The organism is Herbaspirillum frisingense GSF30, from assembly GCF_000300975.2.
GTDB classification, from domain to species: Bacteria; Pseudomonadota; Gammaproteobacteria; order Burkholderiales; family Burkholderiaceae_D; genus Herbaspirillum; species Herbaspirillum frisingense.
Window position 1 is genome coordinate 59,586 of record NZ_AEEC02000001.1, and the last position, 24,602, is coordinate 84,187.

At 64.0% G+C, this 24,602-nt stretch carries 20 protein-coding genes; 15 read left to right on the forward strand and 5 right to left on the reverse strand.

Going from position 1 to position 24,602, the window contains the following annotated elements; genetic code table 11:
• The first annotated feature begins 82 nt into the window (after nt 1-82).
• The 3 genes from HFRIS_RS00270 to HFRIS_RS00280 are packed head-to-tail and all read left to right on the forward strand — an operon-like array spanning nt 83 to nt 6,104.
• Nucleotides 83-1,420 carry an efflux RND transporter periplasmic adaptor subunit gene (locus HFRIS_RS00270; protein ID WP_006461176.1) on the forward strand — a complete coding sequence of 446 codons (1,338 nt, stop codon included), beginning with the start codon at nt 83-85 and terminating at the stop codon, nt 1,418-1,420.
• Between the two features lie 11 nt (nt 1,421-1,431).
• On the forward strand, nt 1,432-4,587 hold the full coding sequence (locus HFRIS_RS00275) for an efflux RND transporter permease subunit (protein WP_006461177.1): 3,156 nt from the start codon (nt 1,432-1,434) through the stop codon (nt 4,585-4,587).
• Nucleotides 4,587-6,104, forward strand: coding sequence for an efflux transporter outer membrane subunit (locus HFRIS_RS00280; protein ID WP_006461178.1), 1,518 nt, complete (start codon nt 4,587-4,589; stop codon nt 6,102-6,104). Before HFRIS_RS00275 ends, HFRIS_RS00280 begins: the two co-directional genes overlap by 1 nt.
• 79 nt (nt 6,105-6,183) lie before the next feature.
• Here HFRIS_RS00280 and HFRIS_RS00285 read toward each other — a convergent pair whose 3' ends face one another.
• Nucleotides 6,184-7,821 (reverse strand): methyl-accepting chemotaxis protein, encoded by a 1,638-nt coding sequence (locus HFRIS_RS00285; RefSeq protein WP_006461179.1) that lies wholly within the window; start codon nt 7,819-7,821, stop codon nt 6,184-6,186.
• A gap of 451 nt (nt 7,822-8,272) precedes the next feature.
• Between HFRIS_RS00285 and HFRIS_RS00290 the strand changes: the two genes are divergently transcribed.
• From HFRIS_RS00290 to HFRIS_RS00310, 5 genes are all read left to right on the forward strand, one after another.
• Nucleotides 8,273-9,127: an NAD-dependent epimerase/dehydratase family protein gene (locus HFRIS_RS00290; RefSeq protein ID WP_006461180.1), complete on the forward strand. Its 855-nt coding sequence runs from the start codon at nt 8,273-8,275 to the stop codon at nt 9,125-9,127.
• A 296-nt stretch (nt 9,128-9,423) separates the two neighbouring features.
• Nucleotides 9,424-10,221 carry an amino acid ABC transporter permease gene (locus HFRIS_RS00295; RefSeq protein ID WP_006461181.1) on the forward strand — a complete coding sequence of 266 codons (798 nt, stop codon included), beginning with the start codon at nt 9,424-9,426 and terminating at the stop codon, nt 10,219-10,221.
• Nucleotides 10,218-10,871, forward strand: a complete 654-nt coding sequence (locus tag HFRIS_RS00300) for an amino acid ABC transporter permease (protein ID WP_006461182.1) — start codon at nt 10,218-10,220, stop codon at nt 10,869-10,871. Before HFRIS_RS00295 ends, HFRIS_RS00300 begins: the two co-directional genes overlap by 4 nt.
• Complete coding sequence (locus tag HFRIS_RS00305; RefSeq protein ID WP_006461183.1) at nt 10,855-11,649, forward strand: amino acid ABC transporter ATP-binding protein; 795 nt, start codon at nt 10,855-10,857, stop codon at nt 11,647-11,649. Before HFRIS_RS00300 ends, HFRIS_RS00305 begins: the two co-directional genes overlap by 17 nt.
• Before the next feature lie 128 nt (nt 11,650-11,777).
• Nucleotides 11,778-12,503 (forward strand): transporter substrate-binding domain-containing protein, encoded by a 726-nt coding sequence (locus tag HFRIS_RS00310; RefSeq protein WP_244436240.1) that lies wholly within the window; start codon nt 11,778-11,780, stop codon nt 12,501-12,503.
• 105 nt (nt 12,504-12,608) lie between these two features.
• On the opposite strand, the gene HFRIS_RS00315 is transcribed toward HFRIS_RS00310, so the two are convergent.
• Nucleotides 12,609-13,337, reverse strand: coding sequence for a FadR/GntR family transcriptional regulator (locus tag HFRIS_RS00315; protein WP_006461185.1), 729 nt, complete (start codon nt 13,335-13,337; stop codon nt 12,609-12,611).
• Nucleotides 13,338-13,798: 461 nt separating this feature from the next.
• Between HFRIS_RS00315 and HFRIS_RS00320 the strand changes: the two genes are divergently transcribed.
• Entirely contained in the window at nt 13,799-15,055 is a 1,257-nt protein-coding gene (locus HFRIS_RS00320) for an MFS transporter (protein WP_039873717.1), read from the forward strand.
• 84 nt (nt 15,056-15,139) lie between these two features.
• Here HFRIS_RS00320 and yfcF read toward each other — a convergent pair whose 3' ends face one another.
• Nucleotides 15,140-15,826 (reverse strand): glutathione transferase, encoded by a 687-nt coding sequence (yfcF, locus tag HFRIS_RS00325; RefSeq protein ID WP_006461187.1) that lies wholly within the window; start codon nt 15,824-15,826, stop codon nt 15,140-15,142.
• Between the two features lie 444 nt (nt 15,827-16,270).
• Here yfcF and HFRIS_RS00330 point away from each other — a divergent pair, with 444 nt between their 5' ends.
• The gene (locus tag HFRIS_RS00330; protein WP_039873860.1) at nt 16,271-16,567 is read left to right on the forward strand and encodes a type II toxin-antitoxin system MqsR family toxin; all 297 of its coding nucleotides are present in this window, start codon (nt 16,271-16,273) and stop codon (nt 16,565-16,567) included.
• 1 nt (nt 16,568) lies between these two features.
• A complete protein-coding gene (locus HFRIS_RS00335) occupies nt 16,569-17,051 on the forward strand; it encodes a type II TA system antitoxin MqsA family protein (RefSeq protein WP_006461189.1) in 483 nt (160 codons plus the stop codon).
• A gap of 17 nt (nt 17,052-17,068) precedes the next feature.
• On the opposite strand, the gene HFRIS_RS00340 is transcribed toward HFRIS_RS00335, so the two are convergent.
• Nucleotides 17,069-17,800, reverse strand: a complete 732-nt coding sequence (locus HFRIS_RS00340; protein WP_006461190.1) for a GntR family transcriptional regulator — start codon at nt 17,798-17,800, stop codon at nt 17,069-17,071.
• 376 nt (nt 17,801-18,176) lie between these two features.
• On the opposite strand from HFRIS_RS00340, the gene HFRIS_RS00345 reads away from it, so the two are divergent.
• The 3 genes from HFRIS_RS00345 to HFRIS_RS25905 all read left to right on the forward strand — a co-directional run bounded on the left by HFRIS_RS00345 (nt 18,177) and on the right by HFRIS_RS25905 (nt 21,990).
• Nucleotides 18,177-19,418 (forward strand): MFS transporter, encoded by a 1,242-nt coding sequence (locus tag HFRIS_RS00345; protein WP_006461191.1) that lies wholly within the window; start codon nt 18,177-18,179, stop codon nt 19,416-19,418.
• Nucleotides 19,415-20,245, forward strand: coding sequence for an amidohydrolase family protein (locus tag HFRIS_RS00350; RefSeq protein WP_006461192.1), 831 nt, complete (start codon nt 19,415-19,417; stop codon nt 20,243-20,245). The genes HFRIS_RS00345 and HFRIS_RS00350 overlap by 4 nt, the downstream gene beginning before the upstream one ends.
• Before the next feature lie 173 nt (nt 20,246-20,418).
• On the forward strand, nt 20,419-21,990 hold the full coding sequence (locus tag HFRIS_RS25905) for a methyl-accepting chemotaxis protein (protein WP_039873720.1): 1,572 nt from the start codon (nt 20,419-20,421) through the stop codon (nt 21,988-21,990).
• A gap of 59 nt (nt 21,991-22,049) precedes the next feature.
• On the opposite strand, the gene HFRIS_RS00360 is transcribed toward HFRIS_RS25905, so the two are convergent.
• Nucleotides 22,050-22,688 carry a cysteine hydrolase family protein gene (locus HFRIS_RS00360; RefSeq protein WP_006461194.1) on the reverse strand — a complete coding sequence of 213 codons (639 nt, stop codon included), beginning with the start codon at nt 22,686-22,688 and terminating at the stop codon, nt 22,050-22,052.
• A gap of 228 nt (nt 22,689-22,916) precedes the next feature.
• Here HFRIS_RS00360 and HFRIS_RS00365 point away from each other — a divergent pair, with 228 nt between their 5' ends.
• On the forward strand, nt 22,917-24,599 hold the full coding sequence (locus HFRIS_RS00365) for a phosphoethanolamine transferase (protein WP_006461195.1): 1,683 nt from the start codon (nt 22,917-22,919) through the stop codon (nt 24,597-24,599).
• The last annotated feature ends 3 nt before the right edge of the window (nt 24,600-24,602 follow it).

Sequence of the window (24,602 nt, forward strand, 5' to 3'; positions counted from 1 at the left end):
TCCATAATCACAGGTCCGATAGCTCATTGCGCCCGGATTACTTGCCCATGGCGGCAGGTGTTCCTGGCAGAAAGCCGCCCAGATGCCCGATTTCCGCTCCCAAGCCTTGCCCCTGCTGCGCCAGAATCCACCCCGCCTGCTGCGCACCCTGACCCTGGCCGCCCTGCTGGCCGTGACCCTGGCGGCCTGCTCCCGCTCCGGCGAGGCGCCCAAGGCAGCAGCCCAGGCCGAGGTCGGTTACGTGGTGGTCAAGGCCCAGCGACAGGCAGTGACGACCGAATTGCCCGGCCGTACCAGTGCCTACCTGGCCGCCGATATCCGCCCGCAGGTGGGCGGCATCATCCAGAAGCGGCTGTTCAAGGAGGGCGCCAAGGTCAAGGCCGGTCAGCCGCTGTACCAGATCGACCCGGCCAGCTACCAGGCGGCCTACGACAGTGCCAAAGCATCGCTGCTCAAGGCCGAGGCCACGCTGGCTTCGTCCAGGCTGAAGGCCCAGCGCTACGCCGAACTCAACAAGATCGACGCCGTTTCCAAACAGGATAACGACGACGCCCAGAGCACCCTGCGCCAGAACCAGGCCGACGTCGAGGTGCAGAAGGCGGCGGTGCAGACGGCGGCCATCAACCTGCAGTACACCAAGATCCTCTCGCCCATTTCCGGACGTATCGAGAAGTCTTCGGTCACGCCCGGCGCGCTGGTCACCGCCAGCCAGACCACGGCGCTGACCACCGTGCAGCAGATCGATCCGATCTACGTGGACGTCACCCAGTCCACGGTGGATCTGCTGCGTCTGCGCCGCGAACTGGCCAGCGGCCAGATCCGCAAGAGCGGCGATAACGCCGCCCAGGTCAAGATCCTGCTGGAAGACGGCTCCGCCTACGACCGCACCGGCCGGCTGGAATTCACCGGCCTGTCGGTCGATACCGGTACCGGCATGATCACCCTGCGCGCAGTGGTGCCCAACCCGGACGGTGTGTTGCTGCCGGGCGCCTATGTACGGGCGGTGCTGGAGGAGGGCGTGGACGAGCATGCCCTGCTGGTGCCGCAAAAGGCGGTCAGTCGTGACCAGACCGGTGCGGCAACGGCCCTGGTGCTGGGCGCCAATGGCAAGGTGGAGCAGCGTCTGGTCACCGTGGCGCGTGCAGTGGGTAACAACTGGTGGATCAGCAAGGGCTTGAAGGAGGGTGACAAGCTCATCGTCGACGGCCTGCAGAAGGTGCGCACCGGCGATACCCCGCGTGCCATTGACATCACCGACAGCCTGAAGAAGGACCTGGCCAGCGAGGCCGCCGCCGCCGCTGCTGATCCCTCACTGGGAGGCGATGCCGACAACGCTGATACAGACGCTGGCAATAACGCTGCCAGCCCCGCCAGCCCCGCCACCACCACCGACAACGCCACCGGCGCCAAGTCGAAGTAAGCGGGGCGCACATGGCACGTTTCTTCATCGACCGGCCCATCTTCGCGTGGGTCATCGCCATCATCATCATGCTGGGTGGCCTGATGGCCATCCGTTCCTTGTCGCTGGAGCAGTATCCCGACATCGCTCCGCCCAAGGTCAACATCAAGGCCACCTATACCGGTGCCTCGGCCAAGACCCTGGAGGATTCGGTGACCCAGGTCATCGAGCAGCAGATGAAGGGCCTGGACAACCTGCAATACATGTCGGCCAGCTCCAGCTCGGCCGGCAGCGCCACGGTCTCGCTCACCTTCACTGCCGGCACCAATCCGGACGTGGCGCAGATGCAGGTGCAGAACAAGCTGCAGCAGGTCACGGCGCGGCTGCCACAGGCGGTGCAGAACAACGGCGTGACCGTCACCAAGGCGTCCACCGACATCCTGATGGTGTTGTCGCTGACCTCGGACGATCCGCGCATCACCAGCATCGATATCGGCGACTTCATCAGCAGCACCCTGACCGACCAGATCAGCCGGGTCGAGGGTGTGGGTGACGTCACCGCCTTCGGTACCAACTATGCGATGCGCATCTGGATCGATCCCGCCAAGCTGCAGAAATATGCGCTGATGCCGTCCGACGTCACCAGCGCCCTGGAAGCCCAGAACACCGAAGTCTCCGCTGGCGAGATCGGTGCGCTGCCGGCCCGGCCCGGCCAGCAGATCAATGCCACCATCACCGCGCGCAGCAAGCTGACCACGCCCGATGAATTCCGCAACATCATCGTCAAGTCATCGGCCGATGGTTCGCTGGTCAAGCTTTCCGACGTGGCGCGGGTGGAGCTCGGTGGCGAGAGTTACCAGGTGGCCTCGCAGCAGAACGGCAAGCCGTCCTCGGCGCTGGCCATCCAGCTGGCCACCGGCGCCAATGCGCTGGCCACGGCCGATGCGGTCAAGCAGAAGATGGCCGAGCTGGAGCCGTACTTCCCGGCCTCCATGAAGCTCAAGACCAATGTTGCCTATGACACCACGCCGTTTGTGAGGGTGTCCCTGGAAGAGGTGGTCAAGACCCTGATCGAAGCCATCGTGCTGGTGGTGCTGATCATGTACCTGTTCCTGCAGAACCTGCGGGCTACCTTCATCCCGGCCATCACGGTTCCGGTGGTGCTGCTGGGGACCTTCGGCATCCTCGCCATGTTCGGCTATTCGATCAACACGCTGACCATGTTCGGCCTGGTGCTGGCCATCGGCCTGCTGGTGGACGATGCCATCGTGGTGGTCGAGAACGTCGAACGCCTGATGAGCGAGGAAAAACTCAGTCCCCGTGAGGCTACCCGCAAGTCCATGCAGGAGATCACCGGCGCGCTGGTGGGCATCGCCATGGTGCTGTCGGCGGTGTTCATTCCGATGGCCTTCTTCGGTGGCTCCACCGGCGTGATCTATCGCCAGTTCTCCATCACCATCGTCTCGGCCATGGCGCTGTCGGTGATGGTGGCGCTGACCCTGACCCCGGCGCTGTGCGCCACACTGTTGAAGCCCCATGCCGCCGGCCATGTGCAGCAGGGCCGTTTCTTCACCTGGTTCAACCGCACCTTCGATCGCAGTGCCACACGCTACCAGGGTGGCGTGGCCGGCCTGCTGCAGCGTGGCAAGCGCGGCCTGCTGATGTATGCCCTGATTGCGGCGGCCATGGCGATCCTGTTCATGCGCCTGCCCACTTCCTTCCTGCCGGAAGAGGACCAGGGCGTGCTGATGGCGCAGATCCAGCTGCCTACCGGCGCCACGGCCGAGCAGACCGCCACCGTGGTCAAGACCGTGCAGGAATACTTCATGAACAAGCAGGAGTCGGTCGATTCGGTGCTGGCCATCGTCGGTGCCGGCGTGGGCGGCAATAGCCAGAACGGTGCGCGGGCCTTCATCCGCCTCAAGCCCTGGGATGCGCGCACGGGGGCTGACCAGTCGGCCTCGGCTCTGGTGCGTCGTGCCAATGCGGACCTGTCCAAGATCCGTGGCGCGCGGGTGTTCCTGATGAACCCGCCGGCGGTGCGTGGCCTGGGTCAGAGTTCCGGCTTCGACCTCGAACTGAAGGACGTCGGTGGTGTGGGTCACGATGCCCTGTTGAAGGCACGCGACCAGTTCCTGCAGCTGGCGCGCAGCAATGCGCTGTTGGCCAACGTGCGCACCACCGGCCTGGACGATACGCCGCAGCTGCGCGTGGCCATCGATGACCGCAAGGCTGATGCGCTGTCGATTGCGACCGCCGATATCAATGCCACCCTGGCCACCGCCATGGGCGGTACCTACGTCAACGACTTCCTCAGCAATGGCCGGGTCAAGAAGGTCTATGTGCAGGGCGATGCGCCGTTCCGCATGCAGGCCGATGACCTCAACCGCTGGTATGTGCGCAACTCGGCCAGCCAGATGGTGCCGTTCTCGGCCTTCATGAGCAGCAAATGGACCTATGGACCGTCGCTGCTGGAGCGCTACAACGGCGTGTCTTCCTTCGAGATCGTCGGTGAACCGGCGGCCGGGGTGAGTTCGGGGACCGCCATGGCGGAGGTGGAAAAGCTGGTGGCGCAACTGCCGGCGGGCATCGGTTTCGAGTGGACCGGTTCGTCCTATCAGGAGCGGCTCTCGGGCAACCAGGCACCGATGCTGTATGCGATTTCCATCCTGTTCGTGTTCCTCTGCCTGGCAGCGCTCTACGAGAGCTGGTCGGTTCCCTTCGCGGTGATCCTCGCGGTGCCGCTGGGGATTGTGGGCACCGTGCTGCTCACCGGTGTCTTCGGCATGTCCAATGACGTGTATTTCCAGGTCGGCTTGTTGACCACGGTGGGCCTGTCGGCCAAGAACGCGATCCTGATCGTGGAATTCGCCAAGCAGTTGCACGAGTCCGGCAAGAGTCTGCGCGATGCCACGCTGGAGGCGGTGCAGCTGCGCCTGCGGCCGATCCTGATGACCTCGCTGGCTTTCATGTTCGGCGTGCTGCCACTGGCCCTGGCCAGCGGTGCCGGCTCGGCCAGCCGCCGTGCCATCGGTACTGGTGTGCTGGGCGGGATGCTGTCGGCCACCATGCTGGGCATCTTCTTCGTGCCCTTGTTCTATTACCTGATCGGCACCTGGCTGGACCGCCGCGCCGCGGCCCGACCGCGCCGGGATGACGATCACGCCATGCCAAAGGAGGGCCTGTGATGATGCGCCCGATGATTCATGAGAAACACCTGCGCACCGTCCTGGCGCTGGCCCTGAGCGCTGCCCTGGCCGGCTGCGCCAACCTCGCGCCAGACTATGCGCAACCGGCCGCGCCGGTTCCGGCCAGCTGGTCGCAACAGGTCGATGGCAAGCCCTTGGTCACCAGTGGTTCGCGCGCTGCCGGCGAGATCGATGCCGACCAGCTGGGCTGGCGTGAGTTCTTCCTCGACCCGCGCCTGCAGCAGGTGATCGCCGCCGCGCTGGAGAACAACCGCGACTTGCGCGTGGCTGCGTTGAACATCGAGAAGGCGCGTGCCGAATATCGCATCGCCGATGCCGACCGCTATCCGGCCATCTCCGCCACCGGCACCAGCAGCGCCAGCCGCACGCCGGCCGAGTTGTCCACCAGTGGCGGCGCCACGGTGACGCGCCAGCAGAGCGTTACCGTGGGCATCAGCGCCTACGAGCTGGATTTCTTCGGGCGCCTGAAGAACCTCTCCGATGCCGCGCTGGAAACCTACCAGTACCAGGTCGAGACCCGCCGCAGCACCCACATCAGCCTGGTGGCCGAGGTCGCCACGGCCTGGCTCACGCTGGCCTCCGATCGCGAGCGCCTGAAGCTGGCGCAGGACACCTATGCCAGCCAGTCACGTACCTTCGAACTGAGCCAGCGCAGTCACGAGATCGGCACCGTCTCCGGGGTCGACCTGGCCAGCCAGGAAGCCACCGTGGAAAGCGCCCGCGCCGACGTGGCCAGCTATACCAGCCAGGTGGCGCAGGATCTGAATGCCTTGCGTCTGCTGGTGGGCGCGGATGTCGATGCGACGCTGTTGCCCAGCGGCCTGCCGGAAACCGCCAGCGTGCTGCCCTCCACCCCGTCCGGCCTGCCCTCGGCAGTGCTGTTGCGTCGTCCGGACGTGCTGGCGGCCGAGCATACGCTCAAGTCCGCCAATGCCGATATCGGGGCGGCGCGTGCGGCTTTCTTCCCCAGTATCTCGCTCACTGCCGATGGCGGCACTGCCAGTCGTACACTGGGGGGCTTGTTCAAGGCGGGCAGCGGCAGCTGGAGCTTCGTACCGTCCATCAACCTGCCCATCTTCAATGCCGGCAGCCTGCGCGCCAGCCTGGATGCGGCCAAGATCACCCGCAACATCGACGTGGCCAATTACGAGAAGGCCATCCAGACCGCCTTCCGTGAAGTGGCCGATGCGCTGGCCGTGCGCGCCACGCTGGATCAGCAACTGGATGCCCAGGGCAAGGCGACCGCCGCCAGCGACAAGGCATTCCGCCTGTCCGAGGCGCGCTACAAGAACGGCATCGACAGCTACCTCACGACGCTGGTGGCACAGCGTACGCTCTATTCGGCGCAACAGACCCTGATTTCGCTGCGGCTGACCGAGCAGAGCAATCGCATCACGCTCTACAAGGTGCTGGGCGGTGGCTGGTACGAGCAGACCCAGCAGACCCAGCCCGCGTCGGCTTCGGCCTCGGCTGCGGACAAGGGGGCGCCTTCCTGATCGCAGGGGCCGGCTCACAAGATGAAACGCCGCGACCTGTTACCGGGTCGCGGCGTTTCTATTTCCATTTCTTCCTGGATCAGCGCAGACCGAGGCTGGCGCGCGCGGGCGTGATATCGATGGTGCGGTATTCTCCGTCCTCCTGCGCCGGCTGACCTTCCATCTGCGCTGCACTGAGCTTGAAGGCATCCACCAGGTGGTTCAGATGGTCGGCCTGCTGGCTCATCGATTGCGAGGCTGCTGCGGCTTGTTCGACCAGCGCGGCGTTCTGCTGGGTGTTTTCATCCAGACGCGCGATGGCGTGCTGCATCGCCTGGATGCCTTCGGACTGCAGGCGGCCGGCGGCGCTGATCTCGGCCACCACGGCGGTGACGCGCTGCACGCTGGTGACCACTTCCTGCATGGTGCCGCCGGCATGCTGCACCAGGCGACTGCCGTCGGCCACGCTGGCCACCGAACTGTCGATGAGGTGCTTGATCTCGCGGGCGGCGGCGGCCGAGCGTTGCGCCAGCGAGCGGACCTCCGAGGCCACGACCGCGAAACCACGTCCCTGTTCACCGGCACGCGCCGCTTCGACGGCGGCATTGAGCGCCAGGATATTGGTCTGGAAGGCGATGCCGTCGATCACGCTGATGATGTCCACGATCTTGCGCGAGGAGGCATCGATCACGCCCATGGTCTCGACCACCTGCTGGACCACCGCGCCACCCTGGCTGGCGATGTCCGATGCCGAGGCGGCCAGCGTCTCGGCCTGCTGCGCGTGGTCGGCATTGCGGCGCACCGCCTGGCTCAGTTCATCCATGGCGATCACCGTCTTTTCCAGGGTATCGGCCTGTTGTTCGGTGCGTTCCGACAGGTTCTGGTTGCCCATGGCGATTTCAGTCGAGGCGCTGGCGATGGTGTGGGTCCCGCTGCGGACCTGCTGGACCAGCGAGGCCAGCTTGTCGCGCATGATGCGGATTTCATGGATCAGGCTGGAGCGGTCACCCGGTTCGGTATGGACGGGCGTGGCCAGTTCGCCGTCGGCGATGCGCCCGGCGATTTCCACCGCGTAGCGTGGTTCGCCACCCAGCTGGCCCAGCAGGCTGCGACGGATCAGCCAGGCCGTGACGATCGAGACTGCGAGGATGATCGCGGCACACACCACGATCAGGCGCAGCGAGCTGTCGAACAGGGCTTCGGCGGCATCACTGGCTTGCCGGTTTTCACGTTGCACGGTCTTGAGCAGGGTGTCGATGTCGCTGACGATCTGGCGCCGCAGCGGGCTGCATTCCTTCACGAGGAACTGGCCATAGGCTTCCATCTGGCCGCTCTCGCGATAGCGGCGCGGCCGCTTCAGTTCGTCGGCCATGCTGAGGAGGCCGCTTTTGGCCTTCTCGAACTGGGCATTGCCCGCCATGACTGCTTCCAGCTGGCGCAGCGCCGCCAGGTAGATGGCCTTTTGCTCATCCAGCAGGGTCAGTTCGCGGGTGGCGTCGGCATCATCGCGGAAGATATAGGCGTTGCGGGCAGCGATGCCGGTCTGGTCCAGTGCCTCGCGGGCGATGTACAGCGGCTCCAGCTTGCTGGCGGTGACCTGGTTCTGGTAGCGCATCGCGCCGGAGATGGACTGCATGCGGACCAGCGCGATGGCGATCAGCACCAGCATCAATGCGATGACGATGCCGAAGCCGAGACGCAGCTGGGTCCCGATCTTGAGCTTGCTCAGATGATTCATGGGATTGTGACTTTTCTTGTACGTGGAGTCCGGCTGTGGGGGCAGCGGAGGAGGAGGAGCAGGATTGCCTGCCGCGATGGCCGTTGGGGAGGGCGCGTTGCAGGTTCACTTTCCCGGTGGAAAAGATTTTAGATGAGAATAATTCCCAGCTCCAAGGACTTTCGGATACGATCGTACGTTTATCTCATTTGATGCGAGTTAACGTTGTTTTGTTGAGAGATAGAGGATATATCGTGTGATTTTCCCGTGAGAATTGCCTACACTGTCGCGCTTTTGACGCGCCTTGTTCGCCATATAAATCCATTTGACAAGGCCTCGCCCGGCGGGAATAATCCGCAAGTGATACGACAACGTACAAGATCGTTTGCAACGATGGCATCTTGTCCGCGATGTCGCCGTTGAACCCGATTCCACAACAACAACGATGAGCAACCATCAGGAGACAGCCCGCATGAGCGCAGATTCCGATCGCGATGCGTGGCAGACCGCACGCTTTTCCCGCCTGTTGCTGACCGGCGCGGCCGGTGGCGTGGGCAAGCAGTTGCGCCCGCGCCTGGCATCCTTTGCCGACAGCGTGCGACTGGCCGATCTCGCCAGCGCCATGGAGGCGGCCGGCCCGGCAGCGCCCCACGAGCAGGTACTGGGGTGCGACCTGGCCGACCGTGTTGCAGTCGATGCCATGGTGGCCGGCTGCGAGGCCATCATCCACCTGGGCGGGGTGTCGGTGGAACGGCCCTTCGAGGAAATCCTGGAAGCCAACATCAAGGGCGTCTTCCACATCTATGAAGCGGCACGCCGCCATGGCGTCAAGCGGGTCATCTTCGCCAGTTCCAACCACGTCACCGGCTTCTATCGTCAGGACCAGCGCATCGATGCGCATGATTTGCGTCGTCCCGACGGTTATTACGGGCTGTCCAAGTCCTATGGCGAAGACATGGCGCAGTTCTACTTCGACCGCTATGGCGTGGAGACGGTGAGCATCCGCATCGGTTCGATCTTCCCCGAGGCGACCAATCGCCGCATGCTGGCCAGCTGGATGAGCATGGACGATTTCGAGCAGCTTTTGCGCCGCTCGCTGTTCACCCCGAACGTTGGTCATACCGTGGTCTATGGCATGTCGGCCAATGCGCACACCTGGTGGGACAACCGTTACGCAGCCCATCTGGGCTATGCGCCCAAGGACAGTTCCGAGATCTTTCGTGCCAAGGTGGAAGCCCAGCCGCAGCCGGCCCCGGATGATCCGGTGGCGACCCTGCAGGGTGGTGCCTTCACGGCCGCCGGTCCGTTCGATCCCCTGGTCGGCTGAGCGGCAGGCCAGGTTTCTCTGTCCTGTCCCGGTAGCAAGGCAGTACCCAGTCATCGCAGTAGCGTAGTACCTCCCCGGCGGCGTGAAGTCCTTCACCCGCCAGACCTGAAAGCACTCGATGTGCAGCGCGTCGCTCCAGTGCGCGCCGGCCCGTCCCGCATGTAAGCGTTTGAGCAGCAGCTTGACCTGAATCGCAGCAAGGCAGCACCCGGTACACCGGGCCGCCCGCACGCAGCAGGATCGCGCACGCGTCGCACCGATGTCCGGTTTCCTTCCACCTTGATGGACCGGCAGCCATGAACTTTTCTCTGGATTTCTCGCCCCTCGCCCCCTATTGGCCGGTATTCCTGCGCGGCGCCTGGCTGACGCTAAGGATGACCAGCGTGGCCGTCATTGCCGGAGTGAGCGTGGGCATCTTCGTCGCGTTCGCCAAGAACAGCCGCAATCGCATCCTCGCCCAGCTGTGCAGCGCCTATATCGAGGTGGTGCGCAATACGCCCTTCCTGGTACAGATATTCCTCTTGTACTTCGGCCTGGCCAGCCTGGGCGTGCGCATGCCGACCTTCGCGGCGGCCACCCTGGCGATGGTGGTCAACATCGCCGCCTATGCGGCCGAGATCATCCGCGCCGGCATCGATTCCGTGCCGCGTGGCCAGATCGAGGCGGCGCAATGCCTGGGCCTGTCGACCTGGCGCATCCGCTGGCACGTGATGCTGCAGCCGGCCATCGAGCGCGTCTATCCGGCACTGACCAGCCAGTTCCTGCTGATGATGCAGGCCTCGGCGATGGCCTCGCAGATCTCGGCGGAAGAGTTGACGGCCATCGCCAATACCGTGCAGTCCGATACCTTCCGTTCGCTGGAGACCTATATCGTGGTGGCGCTGCTGTACCTGCTGCTGGCAGTGCTGGTCAAGCTGATCGCCTATGCCGTGGGCGAGACCATCTTCAAGCGTCGCCGCACCCTGCGTCGCGCCGCGGCCCAGGGCCGGCGTAGCCCGGTGAACGATCCGCCCGGCACGGCGCCACTGGTCCACACACCCTACGTGCATGCGGCCGTACGCCTGCGCGCCCGCACCGGTGGGAGGGTCTCATGATGGGCGGCTTTACCTGGACCTACTTCTTTTATCTGGTGCAGTCCATCGGCTGGACCCTGGTGCTCTCGGCGCTGGCCTTCGTGCTGGGCGGTGTCGGCGGTTTCCTCTTGATGCTGGCGCGCATCTCGCCTCGGGCCTGGCTGCGGCGCCCCGCCTTGCTCTTCATTGAGTGCATACAGGGCATTCCCCTGCTGATCCTGCTGTTCATCGTCTACTTCGGCTTGTCGGTCTACGGCCTGGTGCTGCCGGCGCTGGTGGCGGCCAGCATCGCCATGATGATCTATGCCAGCGCCTATCTGGGCGACATCTGGCGCGGCTGCGTGGAGGCCATGCCACGGCCGCAGTGGGAGGCTTCCGAATGCCTCTCGCTGACGCGCTGGCAGACACTGCGCCTGGTCATCATCCCGCAGGCGGTTCGTTTGTCGCTGCCACCCACCATCGGCTTCCTGGTGCAGCTGATCAAGATGACCTCGCTGGCCTCGGTGATCGGTTTCGTCGAGCTCACGCATGCCGGGCAGATCATCAACAACTCGATCTTCCAGCCCTTCCTGGTATTCGTGCTGGTCGGAACCTTCTATTTCCTGCTCTGCTATCCCTTATCGCGCTGGAGCGCATCCATGGAGAGAAAACTCAATGTCGGCAATCGTTAATCCGGAGACGGTGACGCACCTGCGTCCCGTGGCGCCCGCCCAGGAGGTGCAGCCCGTCATCGTCAGGCTTGATCAGGTCTACAAGAGCTTCGGCGACAACCAGGTCCTGAAGGGGGTGTCCTTCGAGGTCGCGCGCGGCGAAATGATCGCCATCATCGGCGCCTCCCGCTCGGGCAAGAGCACGGCGCTGCGCTGCATCGACCGGCTGGAGACCATCGACTCCGGCAGCATCGAGGTGGTCGGCATCCGTGTCGATGATCCGCAGGTGGACCTGCATCGCCTGCGCCGCGAGGTGGGCATCGTCTTCCAGAGCTACAACCTGTTCCCTCACCTGAACGTGCTGGAGAACGTGATGCTGGCCCTGCGCCACGTCAAGCAGCAGGACAAGGCCGAGGCGCGGCGCGTGGCGCTGGCGGCGCTGGCCCAGGTCGGGCTGGACGAAAAGGCCGCAGCCTATCCCGAGCAACTCTCTGGTGGTCAGCAACAGCGCGTGGCCATTGCGCGCTCGCTGGCGATGTCGCCCAAGGTAATGCTGTTCGACGAGGTGACCTCGGCGCTGGACCCGCAACTGACCGGTGAAGTGCTGCGCGTGATGGAAGACCTGGCCGCCAACGGCATGACCATGCTGCTGGTGACGCACGAGATGAACTTCGCCAAGCGCGTGGCCGACCGCATCATCTACATGCATCAGGGCCGGGTCTGGGAAGTCGGCCCCGGCGAGATGCTGGACCATCCCCATACCCCCGAACTGAAGGCTTTCCTGGCTGCCGACCTGTAGCCCAACGGCGTCCCTTGCTGCTTCACCCATATCTATAACGGAGACTCAACATGCCCCTGCCATCCTTCCCCCGCTGGACCCGCACCACCATGGCCCTTGTCTTGCTCGGCCTGGCCACCTAGAGCGCACTGGCCGACCAGCTGGACGATATCCGCAAGGCCGGCAAGATCCGCATTGCCACCACCATCAGCACACCCTTGTTCGGTTTCACCGACGACAAGCTGCAACTGGCCGGCTCCGATGTCGACGCCGCGCGCCTGCTGGCACAAGACCTCGGCGTGCAGCTGGAGCTGGCCGGCGTCACCAATGCCGCCCGCGTGCCAACCCTGCAGGCCAATCGCGCCGACATCGTGGTGGGCTCGCTGTCGATCACGCCGGAGCGGCAGAAGGTCATTGATTTCTCGGTACCCTATGCGGTCATCAGTCTCATCATCGGTGGTCCACGGAGTATGGCCGTGAAGGACTACGCCGGCCTTGCCGGCAAGCGCGTCGGCGTCACCCGCGCCACCCCCAATGACACCCTGACCACGCAGAACGCCAAAGGCGCCGAGGTAGTGCGCTATGAAGACGACGCCACCCTGATCACCTCGATGGTGACCGGTCAGATCGACCTGTTCTCCAGCACGCCGTCCAACCTGCAGGAGATGCAGAAGAAGGCAGCGGACAAGAACCTGGAAATGAAATTCGAGCAGAAGGCCTTCGACCTGGGCATCGCCATGAACAAGAACCAGCCGCGCCTGAAGGAATGGATCGACAACTGGGTGCGGACCAACCAGAAGAACGGCAAGCTCAATGCCATCTACAAGAAATACCACGGCCGCGACCTGCCGCAGGCGATCCAGAATCCGCAGTAGGCGAGGGCGGACATAGGACGCGCCAGGTTTGCCTGAACAAAAGGACCGGGACAATTCCGGTCCTTTTGTTTTTCTTGGCTCGCTTTTGGCGATGCCTGGCGTCGATCAGCCACCCTCGAAGATGCGCAGCCGCGCCAGGCCGATATGTCCGCGCATGGCCGCTTCGGCCCGTTCGCGCGAACCCTCGGCGATGGCCTGGACAATGGCCTGGTGCTCATCGTCGATGGTCTGGATGCGCACACTGTCCTGGGGCGAGCCCAGATTCCGGGCCAGCTCCATGCACTGGCGTATCGGTCCCAGCGCATGCTCGATGGTGGAGATGAAGAAGGGGTTGCGGCTGGCGCGGGCGATGGCCATGTGCAGCGCCAGGTCTTCCTCGACCCCTGTCTGCCCCTTCAGTTGCGCACTGCGCAGAGCTTGCAAGCAGGCGTGCATCAGGCGCACGTCGTCTTCCTGACGCGCCAGGGCGGCGATGCCGGCCGCGCCCACTTCCACGCATTCCCGAAAGGCGTAGTAGCGCTCCATGTCGTGGATGCTGGCGATCTGCGCCGGTACGCTGTTTTGCAGGGACGGCAGGCGCTGCACATAGTTGCCGGAGCCGCGGCGCGATACCACGATGCCCTCCGAGCGCAGCCGCGACAGCGCCTCCCGCACCGTGGTGCGGGAGGCCTGGTAGCGCTGCGCCAGTTCCACCTCGGTCGGCAGGCGGCGGTTCTCGCCCAGTTCGCCGCGCAGAATGGCGGCGATGATCTGCTTGCAGATATGTTCGGAGCGGCTGAGCTGGCCGGGCGCTGGCGTTGGAGCAGGGGGCGGCGGTGTGCGGGATTCTGACATGTACGATGACTGCTGCCGTTGAGTTCTTCTCCGGACACTATGAAGGACTCGCCCGGGCTGTGCAAGCCAGCGCGGCCAAAAGCTGTTGCAATTCGTGCAACCGAGCGGAAAACCGCATTAAAAAGCGCTTCCAGGCTGGGAAGTGGCGCGAATCCGGTTGACTTCATGGACGTCGATCATTAAAGTTGTCCACCTGCATTCGAAATTAGTCGGACTAATTGCGCTTTAACTTATACGACATCGTATAATTGCAACCATAAAAAAGACAACAGCAGCCAGTGTGGAGACCGGTATGAAACCAAGACCTGCCTAGCCTTCTCAAGCCTCCGCCCGTCCTCAGGACGGCCGGGACTGTATCCCTGCGCGTCATCCACCGTCGTCCGGCCTGTCCGGCGTCGCGCGCAGCAGGGACGGCCTGCTGCAGTACTGCCCATTTGAATAAAAATCCTTTTGGAGACGCCATGAAGTACGTAAGAGGAATCCGCTGGTACATGGTCACCCTGGTGACCCTGGCCCTGATCGTCAATTACCTGGCCCGCAATACGCTGTCGGTGGCCGCACCGACCATGATGAAAGAGCTGGACATGAGCACCCAGCAGTATTCCTACATCGTGGTGTCGTGGCAGATCTGCTATGCCCTCATGCAGCCGGTGGCGGGCTACATCCTTGATGCGGTGGGGACCAAGATCGGTTTCGGCATCTTCGCGCTGGCCTGGTCGCTGGTGTGCGCCGCCGCTGCCATGGCCACCGGCTGGCAGAGCCTGGCCTTCTTCCGGGCGCTGCTGGGCGTGACCGAGGCGGCTGGCATCCCGGGCGGGGTGAAGGCTTCCACCGAGTGGTTCCCGGCCAAGGAGCGCTCGGTGGCCATCGGCTGGTTCAACATCGGTTCCTCCATCGGCGCCCTGTGCGCGCCGCCACTGGTGGTGTGGACCATCCTGCACGGCGGATGGCGGATGTCCTTCGTGGTGGTGGGCGTGCTGGGGGTGATCTGGTTCGTGCTGTGGATGCTGTTCTACAAGAACCCGCGGGATCAGAAGCTGCTGTCGCCGGAAGAACGTGCCTACATCCTGGACGGCCAGGAAAAATCGCCCGAGAAGGTGCAGCGCGAGAGCTGGACGCTCATCGTGCGCAGCCGCAACTTCTGGTCGATCGCCGTTCCGCGCTTCCTGTCGGAGCCGGCCTGGCAGACCTTCAATGCCTGGATTCCGCTGTACATGGCGACCGAGCGCCACATGAACATCAAGGAAATCGCCATGTTCGCCTGGTTGCCTTTCCTGGCCGCCGACATCGGTTGCGTGCTGGGTGGCTACCTGAGCCCGTTCTTCCACAAGCATCTCAATGTGTCCTTGTTCACCTCGCGCAAGCTGGTCATGCTGGTGGGCAGCCTGGCCATGATCGGGCCGGCCTGTGTGGGCTTCGTGGATAGTCCCTATGTGGCTATCGCGCTGCTGTCCATTGGTGGTTTCGCCCACCAGACGCTGTCGGGTGCGCTGTATTCGATCACTTCCGACGTCTTCACCCGCAACCAGGTGGCGACCGCCACTGGCTTGACCGGCATGAGCGGTTACCTGGGGGCGACCTTGTTCACCCTGCTGTTTGGCATCCTGGTCACGCAGATCGGCTATGGCCCGCTGTTTGTGCTGCTGGCGGTGTTCGATCTGGTCGCCGTGGCGGTGGTGTTTGCGTTGGCTCGACCGCGCGCGCAGGCGCTGGCCTGACGGTATCGCAGGCGAGAGTGGGACAGGGGCGGCGTCGAGAGGCGCCGCCCCTTTTTCATAGGTCATGAGACCCGCAAGCCCGGATCAACTTGCCAATGGCGGACGCTGCAACGCTACCCATTCCTGCACGGCCGGCCGTTGCCACTGGACCTGCGCGTAACGGAGCAGGGCCTCTGGCACCGGGTCACCGTGCAGGGCCAGCCGGTTGAGCATCAGTGCCAGGTCGGTATCGGCAATGCTCCATCCATCGAACAGACTGGACGCACCCGGCGCCAACAGGCTCTCGGCAAAGCGGAACAGGCGCGACGCCGCCGCCTGGCCCGCCGCCGTCAGCGGCGCCTTCTTGGCGCCATAGAACAGCACCTGCGTATTGCGCTCTTCACGAATCGGCATCAGGTCGCTACGCAGCCAGGCCTGCACCTGTCGCGCCCGTGCGCGCTGCGCGGGGTCTTGCGGATAGAGCCGCGGGCCGGCGAAGACCTCATCCAGGTATTCGGTGATGGCCGAGGACTCCGATAGCGCCAGCGTGCCGTGCAGCAGCGTCGGCACGCGCGCCGTCAGCGACAGCTCGGCATAGGCCGGTGCCAGGTTGGCGGCGGCGTCGAGATCCACGGTCTGCAACGTGAAGGGCAACTGCTTCTCGCGCAGGGCCACGAAGACCGACATGGCGTAGGGACTGGCGTACTGCGCGTCGGCGTAGAGCTGCAGCGCATTGTCGGCGGTGGCGGGAAAGGCGCCGGCTATCTGGAGTCCGGTAAAACTGTTTTGCATGAGTACCTCTGGAAGAACGGTTGAAGAAAGCCGTTCCGCCGGCGCTGCCGGGCGAGGTCTGAAAGGGGAAATGCTGCTGCGATCCAGTCCCGCCAGGCGATCCGCCGGACGGGACGTGACATCCCCGTCAGCGGAGATGCCGTTTTTTGGTATTCAGCCCGCACGCGCGCAGGCCTGCCGCCGGGAGGGCAGTGGACTTGCGGGTGATGGATCGCTTCAGATTCATGGTGCGGGAAGTGACGGGCTGAGTGACGATAGTAAACGAGATCTCCTCAGGATTTCAAACCATCTGTCTGAAATCCGCACAAGTCGCACCACACTCCCTCCTTCGCTCCACCTCTCCGGCTGCATACATCAGTCGTATCCGACCTTGTTGCGCAGTTTTCTCGAACAATTTTTGCCCATATCACCTTGGTTTGCGTAACCAGGATGGTTACCATGCACATGGAAAAGCACACGCCTCACCGCAAGCTGTATCAAATCCATTCACTGCTCGCCCAGGGGCGAATCCGCAAAACTGCGACGGCCCTCCTGGGCGCCGCAGCATTGGGCATGGACGAATCGGAGATGACCGCAGTGGTGGCAGCGCTCAAGAGCAGTGATTTCTACAAGAGCATGACCAGCCACCTGGATCACCGGATCTGGCATGACGTGTACTGCCCGCTGACCCGTCATGGCGTGCTGTACATCAAGCTGACCGTGCTGGATGACGTATTGATCGTATCGTTCAAGGAGAGATGAGATGAACTGTCCCAGTTGCGGCGGTGCCGAGATGGTCCGCGCCACCCGAGACTTGCCCTATACCTATAAGGGCGAGACCACCCTCATCGGGGGCGTGACAGGTGACTATTGCCCGCTCTGCGGTGAATGCCTGCCCCTGCCTGCGGAGGAAGAAAGAGTCTCTTCCGAGGCACTGGCTTTCAACAAGGAGGTCAATGCCGGCCTCATCGATCCTGCCGAGATCACCGAGGCGCGCGAGCTCCTGCAGTTGGGCCAGCGCGAAGCCAGCCTGCTGTTCGGCGGCGGCATCAATGCCTTCAACCGTTACGAGGCCGGGAAGATCAAGCCACCACGCGCATTGGTATTGTTGCTGCGCCTGCTGCGCAAGCATCCGGATTTGCTGGCCGAGGTAAGGGCCGGGACGAACGATGTAGCGCGCCCGCCCCATATACTGGAAATCCGGGAACCACGGGTCGCCCGGCTGACCCAGGGTCGACGCAAGTAGAGCCCCGGCAGCTGCCGCTAGCGAATCTCCGCGCTATACCTGAACTTGCTCGCCGCCCCCCTGGACTGCCGCCACTCCAGCGGTGTTCCGTCCGAACCGAAGGCGATGCGTTCGATCACCACTACCGGCGTCTTTTCCTTCAAGCCCAGCAGGCGCGCCTGCGCCGCCGTCACCGTTTCCACTGTCAGGGTCTCGCGGGCCGAGGCCACGATCAGGCCGCATTCACGTTCATACAGCGGATAGAGCAGGTCGCCAAAATCTTCCGGCGCCTTGTCGGCCAGGGCCTTGAACCGCTGGGCGCAGAGATAGATGTTCTCGGCCAGCACCGGTTGATCGTCCACCGTGCGCAGGCGCAGCAGTTCGATCACCCGGGCATGGGGCTTGAGGTGCAGGGCCTCGGCTACCTGGCGTGGCGCCTCGATGGTCTTGCGCCCGACGATGACGCTCCTGGGCGCCAGCGGTTGCCCCTCGGCGGATTCGAAACGGAAGAACCGGAACAGGGAATTGTCGAAGCGCGCCTTGCGCACGAAGGTCCCCCGGCCATGCGTACGCTCCACCAGCCCTTCGGCGATGAGCGTTTCGATGGCGCGGCGCACCGTACCCACTGCCATCTGATGGGTCTGGCTGAGCTCCGCTTCCGACGGAATGGCTTGACCCGGTTGCCACTTCTGGGCGCGGATCTGCGCGGCCAACAGGTCGCGCAACTGGAGATAAAGCGGCAGGCGCCCATCGACGGACTGGTCAGGCATGGTGGAACTGGCCTTGCATGGATGAAAGGGGCTCAGTCTACCCGTGGCGCGGCTTGCCCACAACGGCGGGGTGAACAGTGCAGCCCAGCCCTGGCAGGTACAGTGCCCCCGGCATTGTCTTGCGGCCGCGTCACGCAGATCATGCCTGCATCCCATGACAGCTACCCGATGCGGCCTGCCAGGAGAGATTGCACCACGAGCGGATGAGGATTGTTGAGGCCATTTGCCTGTGTTATCTTACGCCAACTCATATATATGTCTATATGAGTAATCAATGAGATAATTCAATCAGCTTCGCGCTTCCGTTCATCCCTCCCCAGCCATTGCCGGGAGGGGATCGCACCGGTTGCGCGCCTTCAGCTTAGAGGACGAGACAATGTTTTCATGGTATCGGCAGGTGACTGCCAAGGAACGCAAGACCTTCTGGGCCTGCTTCAGCGGATGGGCGCTGGATGCGCTGGACGTGCAGATGTTCAGCCTGGCCATTCCGGCGCTGATCGCGGCCTTTTCCCTCAGCAAGGCCGATGCCGGCCTGATCAGCGGCGCCACGCTGGTGGCCTCGGCCATCGGCGGCTGGTTTGCCGGCGCCCTGTCGGACCGTTACGGCCGCGTCAAGACACTGCAGATCACCATCATCTGGTTTTCGCTGTTCACCTTCCTGAGCGCCTTTGCCCAGAGCTATCCGCAACTGCTGGTGTTGAAGGCCTTGCAAGGTTTTGGCTTCGGCGGCGAATGGGCGGCCGGTGCCGTGCTGATGGCCGAGACCATCCGCGCCGAACATCGCGGCAAGGCCATGGGCACGGTGCAAAGCGCCTGGGCCGTGGGCTGGGGCGGCGCGGTGTTGCTGTTCTCGGTGCTGTTCTCGCTGCTGCCGCAGGAAATGGCCTGGCGCGTGATGTTCGTCATCGGTCTGTTGCCGGCACTGCTGGTGGTGTACGTGCGCCGTTCGGTGCCGGAAACCGATGCCTTCCTGGCCGGCCGCAAGGCCGCTGCCGGCAAGCCTGCAGCCAGCACCCTGCTGGGCATCTTCCGCCCCGACGTGCTGCGCCTGACCATTATCGGCAGTCTGCTGGGGGTCGGCGCCCATGGTGGTTACTACGCGCTGATGACCTGGCTGCCGACCTACCTCAAGACCGAGAAGCACCTGTCGGTGCTCTCCACCGGGGGCTATCTGGCGGTCATCATCGTCGCCTTCTGGTGTGGTTGCATCGCCAGTTCGCAATTGCTCGACCGCATCGGTCGCCGTCGTACCGTGGCTTCGTTTGCCATCTGCTGCGTGCTGACCGTGCTGTGCTACATCTTCCTGCCGCTGACCGACACGCAGATGCTGGTCTGCGGTTTCCCGTTGGGCTTCTTTGCAGCCGGTATTCCGGCCAGCCTGGGTGCGCTGTTCAACGAACTGTATCCGAGCGGCATCCGCGGCACCGGGGTCGGTTTCTGCTACAACTTCGGTCGCGTGGCCTCGGCCGGCTTCCCGGTGCTGGTGGGTCACATGAGTGACTCGATGCCGCTGGGCCAGGCCATCGGCATCGATGCCGCCATCGCCTATTCGCTGGTGGTGGTGGCCGTGCTGATGCTCCCTGAAACCAAGGGCCGCAGCATGGAAACGGCAGCATGAGCAAAGCGGCCAGCACCACCGGCCTGCGCATCGACACCCACGCGCACGTGTTTGCGCGTGGCCTGCCGATGGCTGATGGCCGTCGCTACACCCCGGCCTACGACATCACCGTGGACGAATACCTGGCCCGGCTGGATGCCCTGGGCATGAGTCACGGCGTGCTGGTGCAGCCGAGTTTCCTGGGCAGCGACAACAGCTACATGCTGCAGGCCATCGCCCGCGCACCGGATCGTCTGCGCGGCATCGCCATGGTCGAGCCCGATATCGGCGAGCAAGCCCTGCTGGCCTTGCAGCAAGGGGGCGTGGTCGGCGTGCGTTTCAACCTGGTGGGAGGCGCACCGCTGCCGGATTTCAAAGGCGCCTGGCGCGACACCCTGCGGCATATCGCGCAACTGGGCTGGCAGGTCGAGATCCATCGCGAGGCGGTGGACCTGCCGCAGGTGCTGGAGCCCTTGCTGGAACTGGGCATGAAGGTCGTGGTGGATCATTTCGGCCGGGTCGATCCGGCCCTGGGCGTGGACGATCCAGGTTTCCGGTACCTGCTCTCCACCGGTGCTTCGCGCCTGGTGTGGGTGAAGCTGTCGGCGCAATACCGCAATGGCGGCAGTGAGGGTGGTGCGCATTTTGCGCGTCAGGCCTGGCCGCTGTTGCGCCAGCATCTGGGGCCGGAGCGCCTGCTCTGGGGCAGCGACTGGCCGCATACCCAGCACGAGAGCATGACCGACTATGCCGACAGCTGGCGGCGATTCGAGGATCTGGTGAGCGATGAGCAGGACCGTCGTCTCATCACCGGCAAGACAGCGGCGCAGTTGTTCGACTTCGCCTGAGTCTGCCGACATGGAGGGCCGGCCGCTCGGGCGGCCCCTCCGGGACCCAGTCCGTGACACGGGCTGGGTCCTTTTGTTTTGCGCAAGAGGAAATATCGAAAAGCCAATCTTCTCAGGCCTTCGGATTTTCTCCGTGACCGATTGGTGGGGTTGGACAGGAAAGGGATATCACAATGAAATGGTTCATGGACAGGAAGATCGCAACCAAGCTGTTGCTCTCCTTCGTCACGGTGCTGGGGCTGATGACGGCGCTTGGCATCTTCTCGCTGTATCAGATGGACAAGGTCAATGACACGGCCACCGAAATCGCCCACAAGTGGGAACCCAGCATACGCATCAGCCTGATGCTGGAACGCACGCTGGTGCGGGTGCGCTCCACCGAGTTCCAGCACATCCTGGGCAACCAGGAAACCATGGCGACGCTGGAAAAGGCACTGGCCGACCGCTACAAGGAATTCAGCAGCCTGGAAGAGCAATACCGCAAGCTCGACCTCACCCCGGAGCAGGCCAGCACCTTCGACCAGCTCAGCAAGACCCTGGCCACCTATCTGGTCGAGCACAAGAAGATCATCGCGCTGTCCCACGACAATCACAAGGAAGAGGCGCTGGCGCTGACCAAGGGTGACTCGCTGAAGGCCTATCGCGCCATCGAAAAGCAGTTCTCGACCCTGCGCCTGGCCAACATCGAGCAAAAGGAAGCCGCCAACACCGAGGCTGACCGCGTCTACAACACCTCGCAGAACTGGATCATCGGCGTGCTGGCCGCCGGCATCCTGATCGGCCTGATACTGGCCGTGACCATCGCCCGGGTGGTGGCGGGACCCCTGGTCGAGGCCCTGCAGCTGGCACGTCGCGTGGCCGACAATGACCTGACCGGTCAGGTCAAGGTGCACGGCCGTGACGAGACCGGCCAGCTGATGCTGGCGCTGAACCACATGACCGAGAGCCTGGGCACGATGGTGGGCGAGGTGCATCGCAGTATCGCCATCATCAATACCGCTTCCGGCGAAATCGCCAGCGGCAATGCCGACCTCTCATCGCGCACCGAATCGCAGGCTTCCAGTCTGGAAGAGACCGCCTCGGCCATGGAAGAACTGACCTCCACCGTGCGCCAGAACGCCGACCACGCGCATCAGGCCAACGAGCTGGTGGCAACGTCCTCACGTCTGGCCAGCGAGGGTGGCGAGGTAGTCGACCGCGTCGTGCAGACCATGGGCGAGATCCGCCTGGGTTCCTCGCGCATCGCCGACATCATCGGCGTGATCGACGGCATCGCCTTCCAGACCAATATCCTGGCGCTCAATGCGGCCGTGGAAGCGGCCCGTGCCGGTGAACAGGGACGCGGTTTCGCGGTGGTGGCCACCGAGGTGCGCAGCCTGGCGCAGCGCTCGGCCGCGGCAGCGCGCGAGATCAAGGAACTGATCGAAGGATCGGTGCAGCAGGTAGCCACCGGCGCGGACCTGGTCGACCAGGCCGGCAAGACCATGCACGAGATCGTCGATTCGGTGGCCCGCGTGGCGACCCTGATGAACGAGATCGCGGTGGCCAGCCGGGAACAGAGTCGCGGCATCGACGAGATCAACCATGCTGTCACGCAGATGGATGAAGGCACCCAGCAGAATGCCGCGCTGGTGGAGGAGGCGGCTGCCGCAGCCCACTCCCTGCGCGACCAGACCGACCAGCTGGCCGGCCTGGTGGGACGTTTCCGCCTGCGCGGCAACGAGCGCGTGCTGCTGCCGGCATAGGCCGCGCGGCCGTCGCGCTGCCATCCCGTCACGGCCCTGCCGGACGGGATTTTTTTCGCCTAGTTGATCCAGCTCAGTTGGGTCAGTTTCACGCGCTCGCCCAGGCGCGGCGCATTGACCAGGTGCCAGGCCGCATATTGCTCGGCATAGGGGGTGTCGGAGGCCATCAGGTCCACCGGCACCACCACGTCGAAGCCGCGCAGCGCTGCGCTGGAGGCCGTATGCAGTACTGCCCCATGGGCTGCGGCACCGATGCAGATGACGGTCTTGATGCCCTTGTCACGCAAGGTCTTTTCCAGGTCGGTATTGAGGAACTTGTCGGGGCCGGACTTGAACAGCGGCTCGCCCGCCTGCATGGCAGCCTCGGGCCAGACATCGGCCGGTGTGCTGGCACCGCCCAGGGTATGGATCACGGTGATCTTCTTCTCCCGCGCCAGCGCCAGCATCTTGGCTACCCGTGGCAGCATGGCCACGCAGCGCGGACGGGTATCGGGATGGCAGGTCTGGCGTGCCAGGTCCAGCACCAGCAGGGCGGTGGTGGAAGGGTCCACTGTGATGTGCGACAGTGCCGGCGCAGCCGGCGCCTTGACCGAGGACCAGTCGTCATAGACGCCCTGGGCCGAGGCCGGCGACAGGGCGGCCATGCAGGCCGACAGACCGATGAGCGCGACGCAGAGGCGATGGAGGAGGGTACGCATGGTGTTCCTTTCGATAGGGGGAGGTCGCTGGAAAATTTGCACCGGACGCGGGTGCCTGCTATGCAATGTTATCCTCGCGGCCTGGAAACAAATTATCGCTGAGCTTGTCCTATCGCGCAGACTGCGTGTGTGAAACGTGAAGGATGTGACCGGCGCAGGGGAGCGCCGGTGCCGCAATCCATTTCCCGATGACAGCCATATTGCCGACTGGGCGGCGGAAAGACAGCATTGAACAAACTGCTCAAACGACTGTTGCTGGGCCTGGCCGGCCTGGCGGTGTTCTGGGCGCTGGGTCGCATCAGCGCCAACGAGCTGGCCAAGAGCAGCGTGCTCATGGCCACGGCCTTGCCGGGGATCGCCGGCCTGTTCCTGGCGATCCCCGTTTTGCGGCGTCGGCCCGGCTGGTTCTCGGCGGCAAGCCTGGGCATCATCGGCCTGTTCTTGCTGGATGCCGCCATCAAGGGCTTCCTGCGCGACTACTTCGGGCTGCGCCCCAATCCGGTACTGGTGCTGCAGGCCATCTTCAATACCAACCCCGCCGAGAGCAGCGAGTTCTTCCGCCACAACGGGCGTGACGTGGCCGAGGCAGCCGGCCTGCTGTGGCTGACGTGGGGTGCTGTCTGGCTGGCCGAGCGCCGCCTGCGCCGCAGCGAGGCGGGCCAGCCGGCCCCGGTCTGGCGCTGGCGGGGTGTGGCTGGGGTCGGCAGTCTGCTGGCGATCTTCATCGCGCTGCATTTCAACCCGACCATGGCCAAGGAAAATCCCTTGCTGTTCTGGCCCATCCGTTATCTGGATTACCGCGACCAGATGGCCCAGGCCGCCAGCATGGAAGAGAACGTGGCGCGCAACATGGCGCAAAAGTCGGAGTGGCAGGTGCGTTACCACGGTCCCGAACGCAACACCGTGGTGTGGGTGATCGGCGAGAGCCTCAACCGCGCCAACATGTCGCTGTATGGCTATGAGCGTGCGACCTCGCCCACGCTGGAGGCCATGCGCAAGGACCTGATCGTGTTCCGCGACGTGGTCTCCTCTGAGCCGGCCACCATGGCCTCGCTGATGAAGATGCTGACCCCGGCCGACCTGAACGACCCGCAGGCCTGGAACCGCAAGCCGGACGTGCTGATGCTGGCGCGCGAGGCCGGCTTCCGCATCCACTGGCTATCCAATCAGCCACCCAATGACGGCTGGCTGGGGCTGGTCTCGCGCCGCGCCGATCATCAGGTCTTCATCAACAAGGGGGCCGGGCGCGGGGAAAACAATTTCGACGGCAACCTCTTGCCGGCCCTGGAAGCCGCCTTGCAGGACCCGGCCCCGAAGAAGCTGATCGTGGTGCACCTGCTGGGAGCCCATCCCACCTATGACATGCGCTATCCCAGCCAGTACGCCCGCTTCGACAGCCTGCGCGACAGCGTGGCCGAACGGCTGGAGAACGCCGACCGCTCGGCCTGGATAAGGCAATTGCGCAACGAATACGACAACGCCATCGCCTACAACGACTACGTGGTCGGCAGCATGCTCAGGCTGACCATGAACGATGCCCGCGAAGACAATGCCAGCCTGCTCTTCAGCTCCGACCATGCGCAGGAGGTCGGGCACACCCGCAACCACGCCGGCCAGTCGGTGGCCGATGCCACCGGCTATGAGATCCCGATGCTGGCGTGGACCCGCTCCTTCACCGGCAAGAGTGCGGAAGAAAAAGCCCAGCTCGAATACCGTCCCTACCAGACCGACCAGATGGAACACACGGTATTAGGCCTGCTGGGTGTGGATTCGGTCTATTACGACGCCCGCCACGACATCCTCAGCGAGCGCTTCGTCAGTGCCCACTTCCACCAGTTGCGGCGCATCAACGGCCAGCCCTACCAGCCACGCACGCTGCGTTATAACGAAGCCGCTGCGCAGGGGCAATGACGC